The 17,793-nt window shown below is 44.4% G+C and carries 19 protein-coding genes; 5 read left to right on the top strand and 14 right to left on the bottom strand.

Going from position 1 to position 17,793, the window contains the following annotated elements; all coding sequences use genetic code 11:
* Position 1: 1 nt before the first annotated feature.
* The 5 genes from waaC to rfbB are packed head-to-tail and all read right to left on the bottom strand — an operon-like array spanning position 2 to position 4,595.
* Positions 2-1,027: a lipopolysaccharide heptosyltransferase I gene (gene waaC, locus ICU98_RS01345; RefSeq protein WP_215352355.1), complete on the bottom strand. Its 1,026-nt coding sequence runs from the start codon at positions 1,025-1,027 to the stop codon at positions 2-4.
* Between the two features lie 30 nt (positions 1,028-1,057).
* A complete protein-coding gene (gene rfbC / locus ICU98_RS01340; protein WP_215352354.1) occupies positions 1,058-1,624 on the bottom strand; it encodes a dTDP-4-dehydrorhamnose 3,5-epimerase in 567 nt (188 codons plus the stop codon).
* Positions 1,624-2,550 (bottom strand): glucose-1-phosphate thymidylyltransferase RfbA, encoded by a 927-nt coding sequence (rfbA, locus tag ICU98_RS01335; RefSeq protein ID WP_215352353.1) that lies wholly within the window; start codon positions 2,548-2,550, stop codon positions 1,624-1,626. The genes rfbC and rfbA overlap by 1 nt, the downstream gene beginning before the upstream one ends.
* Positions 2,551-2,575: 25 nt before the next feature.
* Entirely contained in the window at positions 2,576-3,532 is a 957-nt protein-coding gene (gene rfbD / locus ICU98_RS01330; RefSeq protein WP_215352352.1) for a dTDP-4-dehydrorhamnose reductase, read from the bottom strand.
* A 4-nt stretch (positions 3,533-3,536) separates the two neighbouring features.
* On the bottom strand, positions 3,537-4,595 hold the full coding sequence (gene rfbB / locus ICU98_RS01325; RefSeq protein ID WP_215352351.1) for a dTDP-glucose 4,6-dehydratase: 1,059 nt from the start codon (positions 4,593-4,595) through the stop codon (positions 3,537-3,539).
* Positions 4,596-4,634: 39 nt separating this feature from the next.
* Between rfbB and ICU98_RS01320 the strand changes: the two genes are divergently transcribed.
* Genes ICU98_RS01320 through ICU98_RS01310 form a run of 3 tightly spaced genes read left to right on the top strand, consistent with a single transcriptional unit; the run spans position 4,635 to position 7,238 of the window.
* Positions 4,635-5,522, top strand: coding sequence for a DUF6492 family protein (locus ICU98_RS01320; RefSeq protein WP_215352350.1), 888 nt, complete (start codon positions 4,635-4,637; stop codon positions 5,520-5,522).
* Positions 5,515-6,270: a hypothetical protein gene (locus tag ICU98_RS01315; RefSeq protein WP_215352349.1), complete on the top strand. Its 756-nt coding sequence runs from the start codon at positions 5,515-5,517 to the stop codon at positions 6,268-6,270. The genes ICU98_RS01320 and ICU98_RS01315 overlap by 8 nt, the downstream gene beginning before the upstream one ends.
* Before the next feature lie 20 nt (positions 6,271-6,290).
* Positions 6,291-7,238 (top strand): glycosyltransferase family 10 domain-containing protein, encoded by a 948-nt coding sequence (locus ICU98_RS01310; RefSeq protein ID WP_215352348.1) that lies wholly within the window; start codon positions 6,291-6,293, stop codon positions 7,236-7,238.
* Here the strand turns inward: ICU98_RS01310 and ICU98_RS01305 are convergent.
* A complete protein-coding gene (locus ICU98_RS01305) occupies positions 7,231-7,803 on the bottom strand; it encodes a hypothetical protein (protein WP_215334871.1) in 573 nt (190 codons plus the stop codon). The genes ICU98_RS01310 and ICU98_RS01305 overlap by 8 nt on opposite strands.
* A gap of 418 nt (positions 7,804-8,221) precedes the next feature.
* Between ICU98_RS01305 and ICU98_RS01300 the strand changes: the two genes are divergently transcribed.
* Positions 8,222-8,878: a glycosyltransferase family A protein gene (locus ICU98_RS01300; RefSeq protein WP_251365360.1), complete on the top strand. Its 657-nt coding sequence runs from the start codon at positions 8,222-8,224 to the stop codon at positions 8,876-8,878.
* Between the two features lies 1 nt (position 8,879).
* On the opposite strand, the gene ICU98_RS01295 is transcribed toward ICU98_RS01300, so the two are convergent.
* The 8 genes from ICU98_RS01295 to ICU98_RS01260 are packed head-to-tail and all read right to left on the bottom strand — an operon-like array spanning position 8,880 to position 16,193.
* A complete protein-coding gene (locus tag ICU98_RS01295) occupies positions 8,880-10,727 on the bottom strand; it encodes an acyltransferase family protein (RefSeq protein WP_215352346.1) in 1,848 nt (615 codons plus the stop codon).
* A 16-nt stretch (positions 10,728-10,743) separates the two neighbouring features.
* On the bottom strand, positions 10,744-11,469 hold the full coding sequence (locus tag ICU98_RS01290) for a glycosyltransferase family 25 protein (RefSeq protein WP_215352345.1): 726 nt from the start codon (positions 11,467-11,469) through the stop codon (positions 10,744-10,746).
* On the bottom strand, positions 11,469-12,371 hold the full coding sequence (locus ICU98_RS01285) for a DUF6492 family protein (protein WP_215352344.1): 903 nt from the start codon (positions 12,369-12,371) through the stop codon (positions 11,469-11,471). The genes ICU98_RS01290 and ICU98_RS01285 overlap by 1 nt, the downstream gene beginning before the upstream one ends.
* Before the next feature lie 16 nt (positions 12,372-12,387).
* A complete protein-coding gene (locus ICU98_RS01280) occupies positions 12,388-13,710 on the bottom strand; it encodes a glycosyltransferase (RefSeq protein ID WP_215352343.1) in 1,323 nt (440 codons plus the stop codon).
* A gap of 27 nt (positions 13,711-13,737) precedes the next feature.
* The gene (locus ICU98_RS01275) at positions 13,738-14,706 is read right to left on the bottom strand and encodes an aspartate carbamoyltransferase catalytic subunit (protein ID WP_215334859.1); all 969 of its coding nucleotides are present in this window, start codon (positions 14,704-14,706) and stop codon (positions 13,738-13,740) included.
* Positions 14,706-15,209: a bifunctional pyr operon transcriptional regulator/uracil phosphoribosyltransferase PyrR gene (gene pyrR / locus ICU98_RS01270; protein WP_215334857.1), complete on the bottom strand. Its 504-nt coding sequence runs from the start codon at positions 15,207-15,209 to the stop codon at positions 14,706-14,708. Before pyrR ends, ICU98_RS01275 begins: the two co-directional genes overlap by 1 nt.
* A complete protein-coding gene (ruvX, locus tag ICU98_RS01265) occupies positions 15,206-15,616 on the bottom strand; it encodes a Holliday junction resolvase RuvX (RefSeq protein ID WP_215352342.1) in 411 nt (136 codons plus the stop codon). Before ruvX ends, pyrR begins: the two co-directional genes overlap by 4 nt.
* Positions 15,609-16,193, bottom strand: coding sequence for a YqgE/AlgH family protein (locus tag ICU98_RS01260; protein ID WP_215353039.1), 585 nt, complete (start codon positions 16,191-16,193; stop codon positions 15,609-15,611). Before ICU98_RS01260 ends, ruvX begins: the two co-directional genes overlap by 8 nt.
* Positions 16,194-16,310: 117 nt before the next feature.
* Here ICU98_RS01260 and ICU98_RS01255 point away from each other — a divergent pair, with 117 nt between their 5' ends.
* Positions 16,311-17,783, top strand: coding sequence for a deoxyribodipyrimidine photo-lyase (locus ICU98_RS01255; protein ID WP_215352341.1), 1,473 nt, complete (start codon positions 16,311-16,313; stop codon positions 17,781-17,783).
* Positions 17,784-17,793 lie beyond the last annotated feature (10 nt).

The following is a 17,793-nucleotide window of genomic DNA, read 5'->3' as shown; positions in this document are numbered from 1 at the left end:
ACTAGCCCTTCAGCAGCTCAAGACTAGCAGCCAACACCTCTTGACTACTTGGGGGTGATTGAATGTCACCCACATTCCGGATCTGTTTTGACCAGTAGCCCTCAGTCTTCCAACGAGGGGAGTCGCAGTAGATTTCAACAGTAGGTCTGTCTAAAACTGCTGCAAGATGGGTTAAGCCTGTATCAACGCCAATCGTCAGGCTTGCGCCTTTAATCAATGCAAATGCCTCATCAATTGAGAATGCTGGGGGCACAAGAGAGTGACTCACTTGCATCGCCAGGGCCTCACTAATACTTCGCTCTTCTGCATTGCCCCAAGGAAAAACTATCTGATAGCCCTCTGCAGCCAACGATTTTCCTAGCGCAACCCAATTTTCTTGAGGCCAGCGTTTTGCTGCCCTAGCTGTCGAATGAAAACACAAGATGTATGGTCGATGCAAACCAAAGATTGAGCTATTCGGAATTTGCTCAACAAAGCCGGGGGGATAAAACTGAGGGCTAATCTCGCGGACTACTAAAGGTATATCCATTGCAGAGCACATTACCCAACGCGAGCGATCCACCGCATGGCATTGGGTTGGCACCTGAACTGACTGGTTATAGAAAGTTCTTGCAAGGGGCTCATACCCAGAGAACTCGGTTGCGTTTGCTAAGCCAGCAATGATTGCATTGGGGCTTTTATTCGCTAGAGCACACACCAGGGCTGACTTGAGCAAACCCTGAGTCTCAATCACGATATCGTAGGTCTGTGCTTGTAAGTCTTTTTTAAAGACAGAGAAGGCTTGCCAAGTTTTCAGTGAAAAGAGCGATTTTTTCCAGCCCCGCAAGCCAAAGGGAATAATGCGGTCAATACCTCGAAAGTGCTGATTTGAAAGAAGCGGTTTAAGTAGGTTGACATACCCTTCCTCAACTACCCAATCAATCTGTGCATCCGGAAAGCGGGCGCGCAAATCCCAAGCGATCGGTAGGTTGTGGAGTACGTCCCCAAGCGAAGATAACTTCACGAGTAAGATTTTTGGATTGCCCATCAGAGCATTATCTAATGGTTTTGGCTCTGCTTAAAACTTGGGAGCTGCTTCCCAAGCCAAACCAGCGCTATCCTTGGCATTCATATTGGGTGAAACACCCTGTGGAAGAGGCCACTCAATGGCAATCTGAGGATCATTCCAAGCCAAGCAGGCTTCGCTTTGTGGGTGGTAATAATCTGTCGTTTTATACAAAAACTCGGCAGTTTCAGAGAGCACCAAAAAGCCATGGGCTAAGCCAGCAGGAATCCACAGTTGCTTATGGTTCTCAGCGCTCAGCTCAAGCCCGACCCACTTGCCATAGGTAGGTGAATCTTTACGAAGATCCACCGCCACGTCAAATACGCTACCTGCAAGCACTCTGACCAATTTACCCTGAGTCTTCTCGAGTTGATAGTGCAGACCGCGCAAAGTCCACTGCCGAGAGAATGAATGGTTATCTTGAACAAAATCGAGATTAAGGCCAGTGGCTTGGGCAAAGTCCTCTGCATTAAAGGACTCAGTAAACCAACCGCGTTCATCGCCGAACACTTTAGGCTCTAGCACAAGAACATCATGAATCGCAGTTGATGTAATCTGAATTTTTCCACTGCCAGTCATTAGCGCACTTTCTTAGCAGATAGGCCGATGGGCTGAGATGCAGTATTCAGTTCATTCAAAATCTTACTCAGATATTGACCATAACTATTTTTACTGAGTTGCGCCGCCACCTTTGCAACAGCTTCTGCACTAACCCAGCCCTGACGATAAGCAATCTCTTCGGGACAAGCTACCATGAGTCCTTGACGTTTTTGTAAGGTGGCAATAAATCCTGCTGCATCTAACAAAGAATCATGCGTACCAGTGTCGAGCCAAGCAAACCCACGCCCCATAATTTCGACACTCAACTCTTGCTTCTCTAAATAGACGCGATTGACATCGGTGATTTCTAATTCACCGCGGGCGCTAGGCTTAATAGATGCAGCAATATCGCAGACTTGATTGTCGTAAAAATAGAGGCCGGTAACAGCGTAATTACTTCTGGGCTTCAGTGGCTTTTCTTCAATCGAGAGGGCTTTGTAGGCCTGATCAAACTCCACTACACCATAACGCTCAGGGTCATTGACGTGATAAGCAAACACGGTTGCGCCACTGGTGCGCTCATTGGCACTATCTAACTGATCCACTAATTCATGGCCATAGAAAATATTATCGCCCAACACTAAAGCGCTGGGATGTCCATTAATGAAATGCTTGCCTAAAGTAAAGGCTTGCGCCAATCCGTCTGGTGAGGGTTGAACACAATACTCAATGTTTAAGCCCCACTGAGACCCATCGCCTAATAACTCAGAAAAGCGGGGTGTATCGTGCGGCGTGGAAATCAATAAGATATCTCGAATGCCAGCCAGCATCAGGGTGCTGAGTGGGTAATAAACCATGGGCTTGTCGTAAACCGGCATGAGCTGTTTAGATACTGCTTGAGTCACTGGATACAAACGCGTACCCGAACCTCCAGCCAAAATGATGCCTTTACGCTTTAAGCTCATTACCTATCCTTAAAAATCGATTGGACTACTTTGCACACAAACTTTTGACATATTTTTGAACCATTTTTTTCCAATCCGGAAAAGGGTTTCCCGTAGTCATATCATTATAAGAGTTTGCAATATCAGTATTTTGGTGTGTCAAGATCGAACGTAGTTTGTTCGTTGCCATCCTCGAATTTTGAGGTCTTGGAGCAGGCAGTGGGTACTCAATCGCGGGAATCGGTATGACCGCCTCTGGTTTCAGCTTCAGGACCATGCCAGCCTCGATCGCGCTATGAAGGACTTGAGTTGCCAAACCATACCAAGTTGTTTCACCTGCAGGAACCGCATGGTAAATACCCGACGGAAAGGTCTTGATCTGTGAATGCGCATCTAAAACAAGCTCTAAGCTAATACAGGCTAACCAAGCGGCGCTAGTGGGTACACCATATTGATCATTGATCACTTTGAGCTCTTCACGCTCTTTAGCTAAGCGCAAAATAGTACGGATGAAATTACCACCATCACCATATACCCAGCTGGTTCGCAAAATAGCGTACTGCCCTGCTGGACTACTCTCAAATACTTTTTGAATCGCTACTTCACCAGCCCGCTTACTCTTACCGTAGACCCCCAGAGGATTGCAGACATCATCTTCGAGATAAAAGCCTGACTTACTGCCATCAAATACATAATCGGTTGAGTAATGCAGAAAGGTCGCCTTATGTTTAGCGGCATACTGAGCCATCAATTCAGGAGCGAGGGCATTGACAGCATATGCTGACTCAGCATCAGCTTCAGCCTGATCCACTGCTGTGTAAGCCGCCGCATTAATGATGAGCTGCGCTTGCGATTGCTCCAATACCTGGGTCATTGCCAATCGATCAGTCAGATCGCATTCAGCGCGACCAACATACTTCACGTCCAAGTCTTTACGTGCGCTCAGTAAGGCATGAAAAGCTTTACCCAGCTGGCCGCCCGCTCCGAATACGAGAACTTTCATTCGATTATTGATATTGTTTTTGCAACCAGTCACGGTAAGAGCCACTCACGACTCCCTCAACCCATACTGGATTATTCAAATACCATTGCACTGTTTTCCGAATACCGGTATCAAAGGTTTCCGCCGGGCGCCAGCCTAGCTCTCGCTCCACTTTACTGGCATCAATGGCATAACGACGATCATGGCCTGGGCGGTCTTTAACAAAGGTAATCTGTTCAGCATATGACTTGCCATCGGCGCGAGGCTTCAGCTCATCCAGAATTTGACAGATCGCCTTCACCACTTCGATATTGGGTTTTTCGTTCCAGCCACCGATGTTATAGGTCTCACCTAACTTACCTTTCGCTAAAACCTGGCGGATTGCTGAACAATGATCTCCGACATACAACCAGTCACGAATTTGTTGACCATCGCCATAAATCGGTAAAGGCTTTCCTGCGAGTGCGTTGAGAATTACTAGGGGAATCAACTTCTCTGGAAAGTGATACGGGCCGTAGTTATTAGAGCAATTGGTCGTTATCACTGGCAAGCCATAGGTATGAAACCAAGCTCGCACCAAATGATCTGAAGCAGCTTTAGAAGCTGAGTAAGGGCTATTGGGTTCGTAAGGATTGGTTTCAGTGAACGCTGGATCTGTCAGTGAAAGCGAGCCATAGACTTCATCTGTTGAAACATGATGGAAGCGAAATTGTTCTTGAGTAGTTTTGTCTAGCTTGCTCCAGTATTCTCTGGCGCACTCCAATAAATTAAATGTTCCTAAGATATTGGTTTCAATAAACTCTGCTGGACCATGAATTGAGCGGTCGACGTGGCTTTCTGCAGCAAAATTGATAATCGCTCGAGGCTGATGTTTTTTGAGTAAATTAGCAACCAACTCTTTATCACCAATATCCCCATGAATGAAAAGATGTCGTGAATCATGCTTTAGAGAATCTACGGTGGCTAAATTACCTGCATAGGTCAATTTATCCAGATTCACAATGCCTTCAGCCCTGGGATTGGCCAACCAGTCTAAAACAAAATTTCCGCCAATAAAACCGGCGCCCCCAGTCACTAATATCATTGCTAGTAGCCTAATTTATTAAGGTTTATCATCCAAATTATGCCTGAAAAACCCCCTAAAATTAGTGAGCTAGTCTCCGTTTGTTGCCTCAAAGATATTGAAGCCTGGGAAGTGACTTCTGGCTTTATTGTTCAAAATATTGCTTCGAGGAGATATCGGGTCATTGTTCCTGATCAGGAAATCCCAGAGTTTATTAAAAGATCCCCCTCTCAGTTTCAGGTAGACGGCGAATCAAAATACACCAAACTATTTAGTCAGCAATTAAGAAATTTACTGCCTGAGGATAAAAAGAGTCAGTTCGGCTGGTATTTACAGCAGTTTATTAAATTGCTAGCCGTTCAAGACAATGCGCCTGAGGATATTGTTTTAATCTGGGATGCCGATACCGCCCCCATCCATACACTCAATTTCATCGACTCTAATGGCAAATTAATGTACTACAAGAGTGCCGAGAATCATCTGCCTTACTTTGAGACAATTCAAAAACTCACTGGACTCAATAAAAAAGTAGCTTTCTCTTTTATTGCTCAATGCTTTCCGGTGAAGGTAGCTTGGCTAAATGACCTGTGCGCATCACTGGAGGAGAAATTTCACCTTCCATGGGTCGAAGCTGTTCTGAGTCAAATTGATTTTGAGAAGCCCAATAGTTTTAGTGAATATGAAACACTTGGAACCTACATCTCTCATCACTATGCAGATCAGGTGACTTATAGTGATAGGCCATGGTGGCGCTTCGGCAATACCCTACTGAATCACGTGGCATTTTTAAGCCCCAAGAAGGCACAAGAGCTCTCAAGTCAATACGACTTTATTAGTTTTGAGAAATGGGAAAGGCCTAAACCCTACTTTACCAAGGTTACTATTCCCTACTTCTTTAAAATAACTCTGGCCTCTCTTTTTAATAAGAATCTAAATAGACATGTTTAACGCTTTTCATCAGTCCAACTTTAAGCGCGCCTTAAAGCATCTATTCTCAAGGCGACAAAAAAATGTTGTCCTAATAGAAGCTCACTTTGGACTTGGAGATAATCTGATCTGCCTGGGTTTGATGAGAGCAATCGCCGAGGATAATCCAGGTATTCGCTACTATCTTGCTTGCTTACCACAGTACTTCCACTCCATTACTTGGATGCTGGAAAGCTCAAAAAATATTTTTCCAACCGTTGTTACAAGCGGTCGCGAGGCAAGACAATTGGCGAATTTTCTTAACGCCACATACCAAACTATCGGTATTCATAATATTGATATCAAACGTTTTGATGAATCTTTTTACAAGGAATATGGCATTCCATTTGACTATCGCTGGACCAAGTCTGCAGTGCCAGCGGGTCCGAGATCCGAGGAACTCTTCAAACAACTCAATGCAGACAATCAGGCCTATATGCTGGTCTGCAGGACAGAATCTGGCAATAACACTTACCCACTCAAGATTGATAATCCCTCGAATTTGAAAGTTATTGAAATTTACCCTGCAACGCAAAATATTTACGACTGGACTAAGTTAGTAGAGCATGCTTCGGAGATACATTCAATTGATACTTCTTTTCTCCATTTTGTAGAAAATGTTCTCTATGAAAAATCACATGGTGAACTTTACTATCACCTTGCTAAGAAAAAACTTAAAAGTGCATTTACCAGAAAATTGCCTTGGCAATTAGTGCAGTATCCCGACTAACCAGCATTGATAATGCTCTCATGAAAAATATTCGAATCTCTACCCAGGGAACGCCGCATGATTACCGGACGAGTCTATTGCCTCTAGTGATTCAGCATTTAGGCTATCGCATTGAGTGGGTGCAGCCAGCAAAAGCAGACCTACGTATTTTGGGTCCATTTCTAGAAACCAAGAGGAAATACTCTTGGTGCCCAAAACCTCTGAGACCTATTGCTTCTGCCATAGACGACTCAATTGGCTCAGGTAATATTCAATCCTCCGCAGCAACTCTTTTTCATACCCAAGAAAACGTGCGCCATGATTTCATAAAAGCTGATTTCTCAATTTCTTTTGACTTAGGCGTTAATTCTAAAAATCACCTTCGTTTTCCTTATTGGATGGAAATGATTGATTGGTCGCATGAGGGTCTGACTGGTAATCAAAATCCACGTTATGGGGGACTACTCCGCCTTGAAAAACTTAAAAGTCCGTTAGGTAATCATTTTTTAGAAAGGGGTGGATCTGGTATCCTCCTATCGTCCCATTTACGTGAGCCTAGAGCCTCTATTTATAAGGCACTGAATAAAATAGTTTCAGTGAAAGGTGTTGGGGCACATTTTGATGAATCGATCAAGAATCACCATTCAAGCGGTTTCTTGAAGCAAGATCTTCTGAATCAATTCACTTTCAATATTTGCCCAGAAAATGGTCTTTATCCCGGCTACTACACCGAGAAGGTCCCTGAGGCTTTTCACTCTGGATGCTTGCCCATTGCCTGGGTCGATGAAAATGTAAAGGCTGACTTTAATCCCAGCGCATTCATCAATCTTCTACCCTTTTTTAACTCAGACTTTGAAGGTCTAAAAGAAATATTGACCAACTCGCAAGCGCTTGCCCAATTCCAATCTGAAGCCTTAATTCTGAATTCGCCATCGCTAGAGGCTCTTAAATTATTTTTACTTGAGATTCTCCAAGCCAGTACTAATTAGTAGTTTTTTTATTTCGATGCCGGGCCATTTCCTCATTAAAGGCAGCCCAATCAAATCCAGGTGCTAAAGCTGTATCTACATGAGTAACAAGACCTGGTATGGGGGTCCATAATCGAATCCCTTTTTTGTAAAGCTTTCTAAATAAAGCTCGATCAACTAACTTGAATTTATCGGCAAATGGCTGCACCTTGGAACGCATTGCCTCACTGATAGCAAATGTACAAGTGGTTGACTCAGCAGTTCTCCAGTGATGTTGGCTAGCAAGCTCAAAGCAGATCTTTTCTTTACCAAAGCTCAAATCATCATCACGAACATAGCGATCCTCATGATCATACCCCGTAACCAACCCTAAGCTAGGTAATGCCAGGGCAATTAATTTAATAGAGTGGGGCAAATGAAGGTAATCATCCTCGACATAGTAAATATCGCCAGAGATGGATTTAGCGGCAGCATAGGTTGCCAATAAACTGCCTTCATTACTACATGCATTAACCTTGATGACTGGAAATTGCTCAGGAATCGCCTTAATTAGAAGTCCCTCTGGGCCATCATGCACAAAGGTCACGCTCGATACGTATTCCTTAGAATACTCAAGCGATTCCAGGAAGGATTGGAGACAATTAAGCTTAGAAAACCATGGAAGACGCTTATCCCTGTATGGGGGAGCCATTTCGACTTCGCATAGCCTATAGATTATATTAATCATCCTTTACCGCCCCATGTTCACTCACTGAAGACATTCTACCTTCACCGACTGAGATAAGATCTCGTTAATGAACTCGATTTATCAATCCCTCAAGCAAATCCATAGGCGCTTACGAAAAGCTGTCAAAGCTCGGCTTAAGCCAGAAATATCCCAAAGAAAAGTTCGGGCTTTCATCAAGAGTAAAAAAGGTACCCCCAAACCCCATCTATTCAACGCGCTCAACCCACAAATAGCCATCGTTGTCCCCTGCTACGGGCACGCACCATTTCTCAAGGAAATGTTTGAAAGCATCAAACAGCAAACCCTAACTCCTAATCAAGTTATTTTTGTGGTCGATTGCTCGCCTGATCCAAGTGCAAAAATTCTAGAGGAGCTGATTCGGGAGCGCCAAAGCCAAACCAATGCTGAATTAATTCTTCTCAGCAATGAAAAGAATCTTGGTCAAGCCGCAAGCCTTAATAAGGGAATTGAATATTCATCTTGCGATCTCATCATGATTCTGAATGATGATGACTACCTAATGCACGATTCTATTGAGACTGCTATTCAACTTTTAGGAAAATATCCTCAAGCCGCCTTGCTTGGGGGGCATTCCCTTCACTTTTCTAGTGCTCAATTAGCCAATACGCCTAAGGTAATTCAGGCAATCTGCCCCCTCGATCGAATTGAAATTGACTTTAGACCTGCCGAAAAAGCACTACAGTATCGTAAATATAACGATATCAATATGACCCACTCAGGCAGCTGCTTTTATAAATCTGCTTGGCAAGCTATTGGTGGATATTACCCAGATAAATCTGAACGACTTGTGCACTTTTCAGATCGAGACTTTCAACTTCGGATGAATGCACTATTCCCGGTTGCACTGAGTAATATCACCCCCCTCAGCTGCTGGAGAAACGATAGCAGTGTTGATCAGGGCGTGAACTCCTAAGCTATTGTTTCAAGTACTGAATGAGGTCCGGGATTGCCATGAGAGCGCCGTCCCGACTCATGTGAGCATCATCCCAGTAATTTGAAGTTGACCCCTCAATCACTTTACAGACTCCTTCAGGGCAAAGCTTTTCATAAGGGTATACAAAAATGAGATTGCTTGGTTTTGGCAAGCCCTTTGTATTAAGAACAAAGTTTTTATTTGCTTGAATCTGATCTTCATAAACCGAGCACTTTCTATTTCTAGCAGGGATATAGTAGTTTGCAATAGAGCAGTCTAAATCAATGCTTGGAATTGATCCAACGATAGCGATTTTTTTAGGCGACAAGCCTGCAACTTCAAATACTTTTTTCATACGTATCTTCAATATATCTGGCTGCATATCACCCCAACGCTGCGCATGAATTACAGCGTATAGCTGTTCATGTCTCAATTTTCTCACTTGATCCCACATTAACTGACATAACTTATCTTTATCGGCACCCTCTTTATCAGACATCAAACAATCGCCATATCCCAAAAAAATGAATTTAACTTGATCGCCCAAAGCGTAATTTAGGGCGCTAGTAAGATGTCCTGCATGACTATCCCCGTAAATTAATACGGTTTTTTCAGAATGGATATTTCCAAATGTACAGGGATACAGAACTCCGTCTTTCACAACGTTGTCGCAACCAGTTAATTGACTAACTCTTTGTAATGGCTTAACAGGAAATCGTGAGGCAAATCCGCTATCTTCTTTAACAAAATAAGCTGCAGCTCCTATTATCCCCATCAGCAAGACCAAGAAAATGATTTTTGCACTACCTCTATGACTTTTTCTAATTGGCGTTTCAATGAACTGATATGTAGCCCATGCTAGAAAAGTAGCAGTCATGATCGCTAAAAGAGTTTCAGTAAAATTTAGAGGGGCATTAAAGTAAATACGTGCCAGAGAAAATATTGGCCAATGCCAAAGATACAGCGGATAACTGATAAGCCCTACCCAGACTACAAGCTTATTTTTGAGAAGCATTCGGTTAACAATGCCATCTGGACCAGAAAAAATAAGGAGCGCAGCCCCTAATGCGGGCACCAATGCAAACCATCCAGGAAATACCAGAGATTTATTGAACATTATCGCAGAACAGACGATGCAAGCTATTCCGATAATTGAATACGTATCTTTTGCCGATTGAATGATACTAATTTTTTGTAGGAGAATTAAATTGAAATAAGCCAATGTTGCGCCTATTAGCAACTCCCAAAACCGGGTGTAGGGAGCATAAAAATCTCCAACCGGATCAACACTACTATAAAAAATATTCAGGCCAAAAGAAGCAAGCAGAAGAAATAGTGTTAAGTAAAGCAGATTCGCCCTTAACTTGCTCGCACCCCATAGAATCAATGGCCAGAATATATAGAACTGCTCCTCAACTGCTAACGACCACAAATGGAGCAGCGGCTTCTTATCAGCAGCAATATCGAAATAGCCACTTTGTCGCCAGAAAATGAAATTCGAGAAAAACGCAGCCCCCCCAGCAATCTCTTGATTCAGCGTTTCGTATTCTCTGGGAGTTAGATAAAACCATCCAAAAATAAACACACTAAACAATACTGCCAAAAGAGCTGGGAAAATTCTACGAACCCTTCTAGCATAAAACTCTTGAAAACTAAATTGATTCGCTGCCAAGTTAGCATAAATAATTGTAGAAATTAAGTACCCTGAAATAACAAAAAAAACATCGACTCCAATAAATCCACCCTGAAAATACTGTGGGAAACCATGAAAAAGGATCACTGAAATAATGGCAATTGCACGAAGTCCATCGATGTCCGGGCGATACTGAATATGAAATGATTTGGGCATAATAAAATCTGTATCTTTAGCCTCTTGGGAACCAAGGATCCCTGCTGAATATCCTATCTAAAGCTCGGTAGACAGAGCGAATTCTTTTTGTAAGCCCTTTTATCGGCTCTCTCTCAGAGCGATCATCAATCGTAGATTTAGCTCTGGTGATATCAATTAAATACGGGCGAATAGCCAAAAAATCTAGGTGGTGTTTTTGATGATGTTCCAGGAAATGATCTACTGGCTCATAAATTTCATGGGAGGCATCTATTAACGTTTGAGCAATTTCTGGCTTAACTAAATATCCTGTTGCACCAACAGCATCACCCTGATTTTTGGCGATGGTCATATTTCCAATTTGACTGACTTTGTTAAAAGGAACCTCATAGAGCCCCTGTAGCCTTAACAAATCCCAGTGATCTGAGTTCTCTAATAGAGTCTTTAAATGATTCTCAAAGTCAGCAGCCAAAGTAAAGTCATCTTCCAAAACCAAAGTGGGTAAATTCTGATCGACACAACGTTGCCAAGCCTTTTTATGGGAAAGATAGCAGCCAATTTCATTGGCAGTCAGGGAATAACCCTGTAATCGCTTAACCTTAGAAGGCTTATATTCCAAGGGGGGTTGCGACAGCAGCGATCCATCAACTGCATCTAAAAATTCCCAGGGTAAGTTAATTTTTGATAACTCCTGCCTTACCTTCTCTCTTCGATCCGGCGAACGCCGCAAGGAAATTACTAGAATTTGTATTTCTGGTGTCATTAAAAATAGCTTTGCAGATATCGAGCTAAGCGCTTGGCTTTTCTGAGGAGCCTTGACGGCAATGACTTAGCTGGGGGCCCATAATCGAGGTCAGAATCCCAGTTTGACTGATAAATCACTCCCAAATAATTTGTTTTCAGATTGTTTTCCCGCTCTCCTGCTCTTTTCAGAAAGAAATACTGCCAGTCATAGTAGTAAATTCTGAACAGCTGCTCAATTGGATATAAAGGAATTGCTTGGTAATTCAATACCGCTTCCAAATAGAGCAAGGTCTCCGGATGATCTTTTGTTGAGATATCCCAAAAACTTAAACCCCTTGGCTGTAAGTATTGCTGATCTAAAGAAGCCCATACTTTAGCCGACCAAATAAATGGTGGGCAAGGGCAATAATAATTTGGTCCAATGCGGGAAAAGAGCGCCTTGACCATGTTACCTTCCCTGACTAAATTTTCAACAACTTTGCTCTGTCTTCGATTTTGAGCAAGTTGAAAAAATTCTTTATTTTGGTAAATGACAGTAAAAGGATTTCCATCTGCCGCAATGAAATCAGACCTTCTAAACTCTTTAATAAAAATACAGTCTGAGTCCAGACAAACATAGTTTTCTGAAGTACCCAGGCGCCAGAATTCAGCCTTAATAGCCTGTTGAGCCAAACTACCCGATCGACTTTTTTCAATACCTAGTGTTACTTTTGGATTGGCCGCAATAATCGATTCATCAGATACCCAATGGTATTGAGTAGCGGCACCTAATAGCCGCTCTAATTCCTCATGCTCAGCTTCAGATGTAGAAATATAGACGGGAATATTTTCAACATTGAATTGATCAATAGAGGCAAGAAGGCGCTTTACCCTGAGAAAATCTCGGCTATAAGTTTTACAGTAAAGAACAAGCTCTTTCAATGGATTCTCTAAGGGTCTATTTCGTTTCTAACAAAATTCTAGCAACTGCTTGGTCAACGCCAATCGGCTGCCATTTAGGCTCTATTAAACCTTGATTTTTCCAGTCTAGCCAGATCTTCTCAAGAGTTCTGACAATACCATCAGCATCACCGTTTGTACTTAAATATGCGCCACGCTCATTAAGCATGGCATCGAGCTGAGGATTGTGATGCGTAATTCCCCAAATCGGCCTTCCCGTCCAAAGGTACTCGTAGAACTTCGAGGGAATGTATTCTGCGCACCATTCATCATTGCCATGTAAGAGAATCAGAACATCCGCTTCCTGCATTTTTTCAACTACGCGCTCACGCCCAGACTTACCGGTTTGAGGATCTCTCTCAAGGCGACCATGGGCAATCAGAATATCTTGATAGTCTCCTTTCTGAATTGCCTCCTGGCTGAGTGAATCTAGAGCTGCTCCGTAAGCATGAATACGAATATCATTGCGCGCCTCAGGATATTTTTTCAACAAAGTATCCAAGGCCATCAAGATGATGGATAGTGAACGATCGTTTGCCAAGGATCCAGAGTGGGACAGATTGAGTTTATTGGAATAAACGTGTGGCTTTGTGGCACTTAAACCCCCGGGTGGCTCGGCTCCAGGCAAGACTACAAAACCATGTGCATGTCTTGCTGTATTCAAGGCGGGATTGCGCTGCTTAGCGAAATGTAAAGCGCCATCAGTAAACCACCAAACCTCATCTGCATGCTCAACAATCTGCTGCTCTAGATATTGTCTAAATCGTGCATCCCGATTCTTGGGGATCGCAGTACCAATATCTTCAGGACTGCTGCGAATGACCATCGGATCATGAATCTCTGCCAACCATTTCACACCGGTGGCTTTCTTAAGCCATAAGGCAGCAAGATGTGCAGACCATGCGCCGCCAGTGCTGTAGACCAAATCGATCTGGCCTGCTCTGATGAATTTGAGTCCATGTAAAAAAGCGGGCATCGCCCATGACCACTGGCTCGAGTAACCCAAGAACAATTTTTCTAAGGCAATCAAGGGCGACAGGCAGATGGAGATCGCGCCGGTAATCACTTTATATGCAATTCCTCGCCCATATTGATTTGCAAACCAATGGCGGAAGTCAAAGCGAAAAGCAGATGGCCCCCAAGCCAGAAATTGTCGATGCGGAAAGCGCTGATCCTGAATACCAGTAATTGCACTGAAAACGATTGGCTGGATGCCGGCCTCTAAAAGATAGGGCATTTTGTCAGTAATGGTTTGACTCGCAGCGCGGCCATCCATGTTGAAGCCATGTGACAAAATAAGCCAGCGCTGATCTGCAGACATGATTAGGCTAGCTTTACTAAATACAGGTTAGTTACCAGCCACAATAGACATGACCGCCATCCGCACTGCGATGCCAAAAGTAACTTGATTCAGAATCACCGATTGAGGACCGTCAGCCACTGCTGAATCGATCTCGACCCCGCGATTCATTGGACCGGGATGCATCACAATCGCATCTGGTTTTGCAAGGGCTAATCTGGCAGGCGTTAAACCATATTGTTTAAAGAAGGCATCGCCCTCAGGTACTTGACCCGCTTCCATGCGCTCCTTCTGGATGCGCAAGGTCATCACAACATCAACCCCCTTCAAGCCTTCTTCCATATTGTGGAAAACTTTCACACCCAACATATCCAAATCTTTTGGCAACAGACTTTCAGGGCCGATCACATGGATATCTTCACAACCCAATGTTCTTAAAGCAAAGATATTGGATTTAGCTACACGACTATGGACGATGTCTCCAATGATGGCAACCTTCAAGCCTTTGAATTCTTTCTTAAAGTGGCGCATCGTGTACATGTCCAACAAACCCTGGGTCGGATGTTGATGACTGCCATCACCTGCATTGACAACGTGCACATGATCAGGCACATGTTGAGCGATCTCAATGGGGGCTTTAGAAACACTATGGCGTACGACAAAAATATCGGCCTGCATTGCAACCAGGTTATCAATCGTATCCAATAGACTCTCACCCTTTGCAGTTGATGAGGTCGAGATATCGAGATTAATGACATCTGCGGATAAACGGTTGGCAGCAATCTCAAAAGTGGTGCGAGTGCGAGTCGAGTTTTCAAAGAAGAGATTAAATACACTCTTACCACGCAGTAAAGGCACCTTCTTGACTTCTCTAGCTGGATCAGTAACGCTCACAAATTGTTTTGCGGTATCCAGGATGTAAATAATCTGCTCTTTTGGCATTCCCTCAAGCGTTAAGAGATGTCTTAAATTGCCTTCGGTATTCAATTGATTCACGGTTTTACTGGCTTCGCTCATCAAGCGCGCTCCTCAATTTGAAAACGAAATTGTCCGGATGGATTCTTATCTAAGACCAAAATTTGGTGATCCGGAATACTCACTGCTTCGCCAACAAAGTCCGCCATCACTGGCAGCTCACGCTTACCTCGATCAGCCAAAACCATCAGCTCAACACTGGCAGGTCTGCCAAAATCAAATAATTCGTTGAGCGCAGCGCGCACGGTTCTACCGGTCAACAAAACATCATCTAGCAAAATAATATGGGCGCCTGCTACTTCAAATGGCAGGTCAGTAGGCATTGTGCTAGCAGTGCGTAATGCAGTCATCCCCTTCTCTGCGTAGTCATCGCGATGAAAGGCGACATTAATCACGCCGTAGTGTGGCAAAGCCAAATCCCGTGCTAAGCGCTCTGCGATCCACGCGCCGCCCATAGCTAGTCCGGCGAGTTCATAGGGAGCCTTGCGCTCACGCAAATGCTTGAGTAGCTTGGCATATAAGTCTTCAGCATTCGTCATATTCAATTTCCGTTAAAGGGGTGCTCTGCAAAATACTGCTCCAGGAGCAATGCTGCAGAGTGCGCATCCAAATTGTCCCGCATCTGGGAATCGCCCTCTAAAACTACCGAGCTATAGCGCTCATCGACCCATGCCACAGGCAATTTGAACCGGCCGGCAAGCTGATTGCCAAAACGCTGGGCTTTACTCGTCATTTCATGTGCGGCTCCATCAGGGTGGGTTGGTAGCCCGACCACCAAGAGATTAGGGGCCCACTCTTTTAATAAAGACGCAATAGCGGCAAAACGGGCATCTTCATGATCTTTGGCAATGACCGCTAATGCTTGCGTAGTACAACTCAATGTATTTCCGATCGCAACCCCAATTCTGCGCGTGCCATAGTCAAATCCCATTACAGTAAGGGGACTAGGCATGACCGGCCTCACCTGAGAGATGTGAGATATCAAAACCCAGATGCCCCATGGTTCTCTCGTAGCGCTGACTCGATGGCGTGTCAAAAATGATGTCGCTGATTTGAGCTTGAGATACAGGGACATTCATCCAGCCGTTCAAAGTAATCTCTTCTTCAAGTTGACCTGCGCCCCAGCCAGCATAACCTAAGGTCATCAAAAATCGCTTAGGCCCATTGCCGATTGCGACATCTTCTAAAACATCTTTAGAGGTAGTCATGGTCAAGCCTCCCGGCACTACTAGCGAGGAACGGTATGCGGCTTCAGGGATGGTTTCATGCAGCACAAAGCCCCGCTCGACCTGAACTGGCCCGCCAAAGTAAACAGGTTGCTCTAGCAGGGGGGTAATTTCAAGCTTAAGCTCGATTCTGTCAAACAGACTTGCCAAATCAACTTCAGTGGGTCGATTAATCACCAGACCCATCGCACCCCGTTCGGTGTGGTCAAAAAGATAGATGACGGAACCAGCAAAATTGGCATCCAGCATGCCCGGCATTGCAATTAAGAACTGATTCGCTAAGTGGTCTGCAGAATAGGAAATCGGAGACGCTGGGTCTGAAGCTGGGGTAGCTTGATTGGCCGAAGTCATATAGGGTCATTTTACAGAATATCAGCCCTGTTTCAGCGCTTTTTACCAATAAGCCCTAAGATACTCCCTATGCAAAAAGCTCTTGTATGGCTCCGCCGTGACCTTCGCCTGTATGACAATGCAGCCCTCCATCATGCTCTGAAGAACAGTCAACAGGTTTGGGTGGCTTTTATCTTTGATCAGACCATTCTTTCCCCGCTCCTAAAGCAGGGCTTAAATGAGCAAGGCCTCAAAGCAGACCGTCGGGTGGATTTCATATGGCAGGGTATAGCGCAACTCGATCAAGCACTTCGTAAACAAGGCGGTGGACTCATCGTTCAATTTGGCAAGCCCAGCGAATGCATTCCGAAAATTGCTCAAGAGCTTGGAGTTGAAACGGTTTTTGTGAATCATGACTACGAACCAACAGCCATTTCTCGCGATGAGCAAATTGAGGCGACTCTTGCTCAGTCAGGGATCGCTTTCGAGAGCTTCAAAGATCAGGTGATCTTTGAGAAAAAAGAAATTCTAACCAATTCCAATACGGTTTTTTCAGTCTTTACGCCATACAAAAATAACTGGCTGAAAACTTTGCAAGCAAAAGATCTGGCGCCCTATGACTGCGTTGCTCAGAAAGGTCAGCTTGCTTCAATCCCCGCCAAGCTTGACCGAGGGATTCCTTCTTTGAAATCGATGGGCTTTACTCAAACCGGTATCGAAACATACTTACCCCCAGGCGCAGTAGGTGGGGAACATTTTTTAGAAGATTTTTTACATCGCATTGATCAATATCAGATGGGTCGAGATTTTCCGGCGATCAAAGGTGTCAGCTATCTCTCAACGCACCTTCGCTTTGGCATGCTCTCGATTCGAGGCTTGGTTAGAGAGGCTCATCGCCGCATGTTGGCAGGTAGCATGGGCGCAACCATTTGGCTCAGTGAACTCATCTGGCGTGATTTTTATTTCATGATTCTGGCTAACCACCCTCGCCTTGCAAGTGGAGAAGCTTTCAAGCCCGACTATGACAAGATTGAGTGGGAAAGCGGCGCTACTGCGAAGAAACTCTTCACCGCGTGGTGCGAGGGGAAAACAGGCTATCCCTTAGTGGACGCAGCAATGCACCAACTCAATCAAAGTGGCTACATGCACAATCGACTGCGCATGGTCGTAGCAAGCTTTTTGACTAAGGATCTTGGTATTGACTGGCGCTGGGGTGAAGCTTATTTTGCTGAACACCTCAATGACTTTGAGTTGTCCTCCAACAATGGTGGCTGGCAGTGGGCCTCCTCTTCAGGTTGTGATGCGCAGCCCTACTTCAGAATCTTCAACCCCATCACGCAATCTGAGAAGTTTGATGCCGAGGGTAAATTCATTCGACGCTATCTGCCTCAGCTCGAGAAACTCTCGAATAAATCGATTCATGCGCCCTGGCTAGCAGGCCATATTGAACTTGAGGCCGCGGGACTGCTGTTAGGGCGCGACTACCCCATGCCGATTGTCGATCATGATGAGGCTCGTAAAAAGACTCTGGTTCGCTATAACGTCGTTAAAAAGGCGGCTTAGTGTCTGATGA

This window comes from Polynucleobacter sp. MWH-P3-07-1, from assembly GCF_018687555.1.
Taxonomy (GTDB): domain Bacteria; phylum Pseudomonadota; class Gammaproteobacteria; order Burkholderiales; family Burkholderiaceae; genus Polynucleobacter.
The sequence above is the reverse complement of the archived record's forward strand: the minus strand, read 5'-3'. Positions and strand labels throughout refer to the sequence as shown.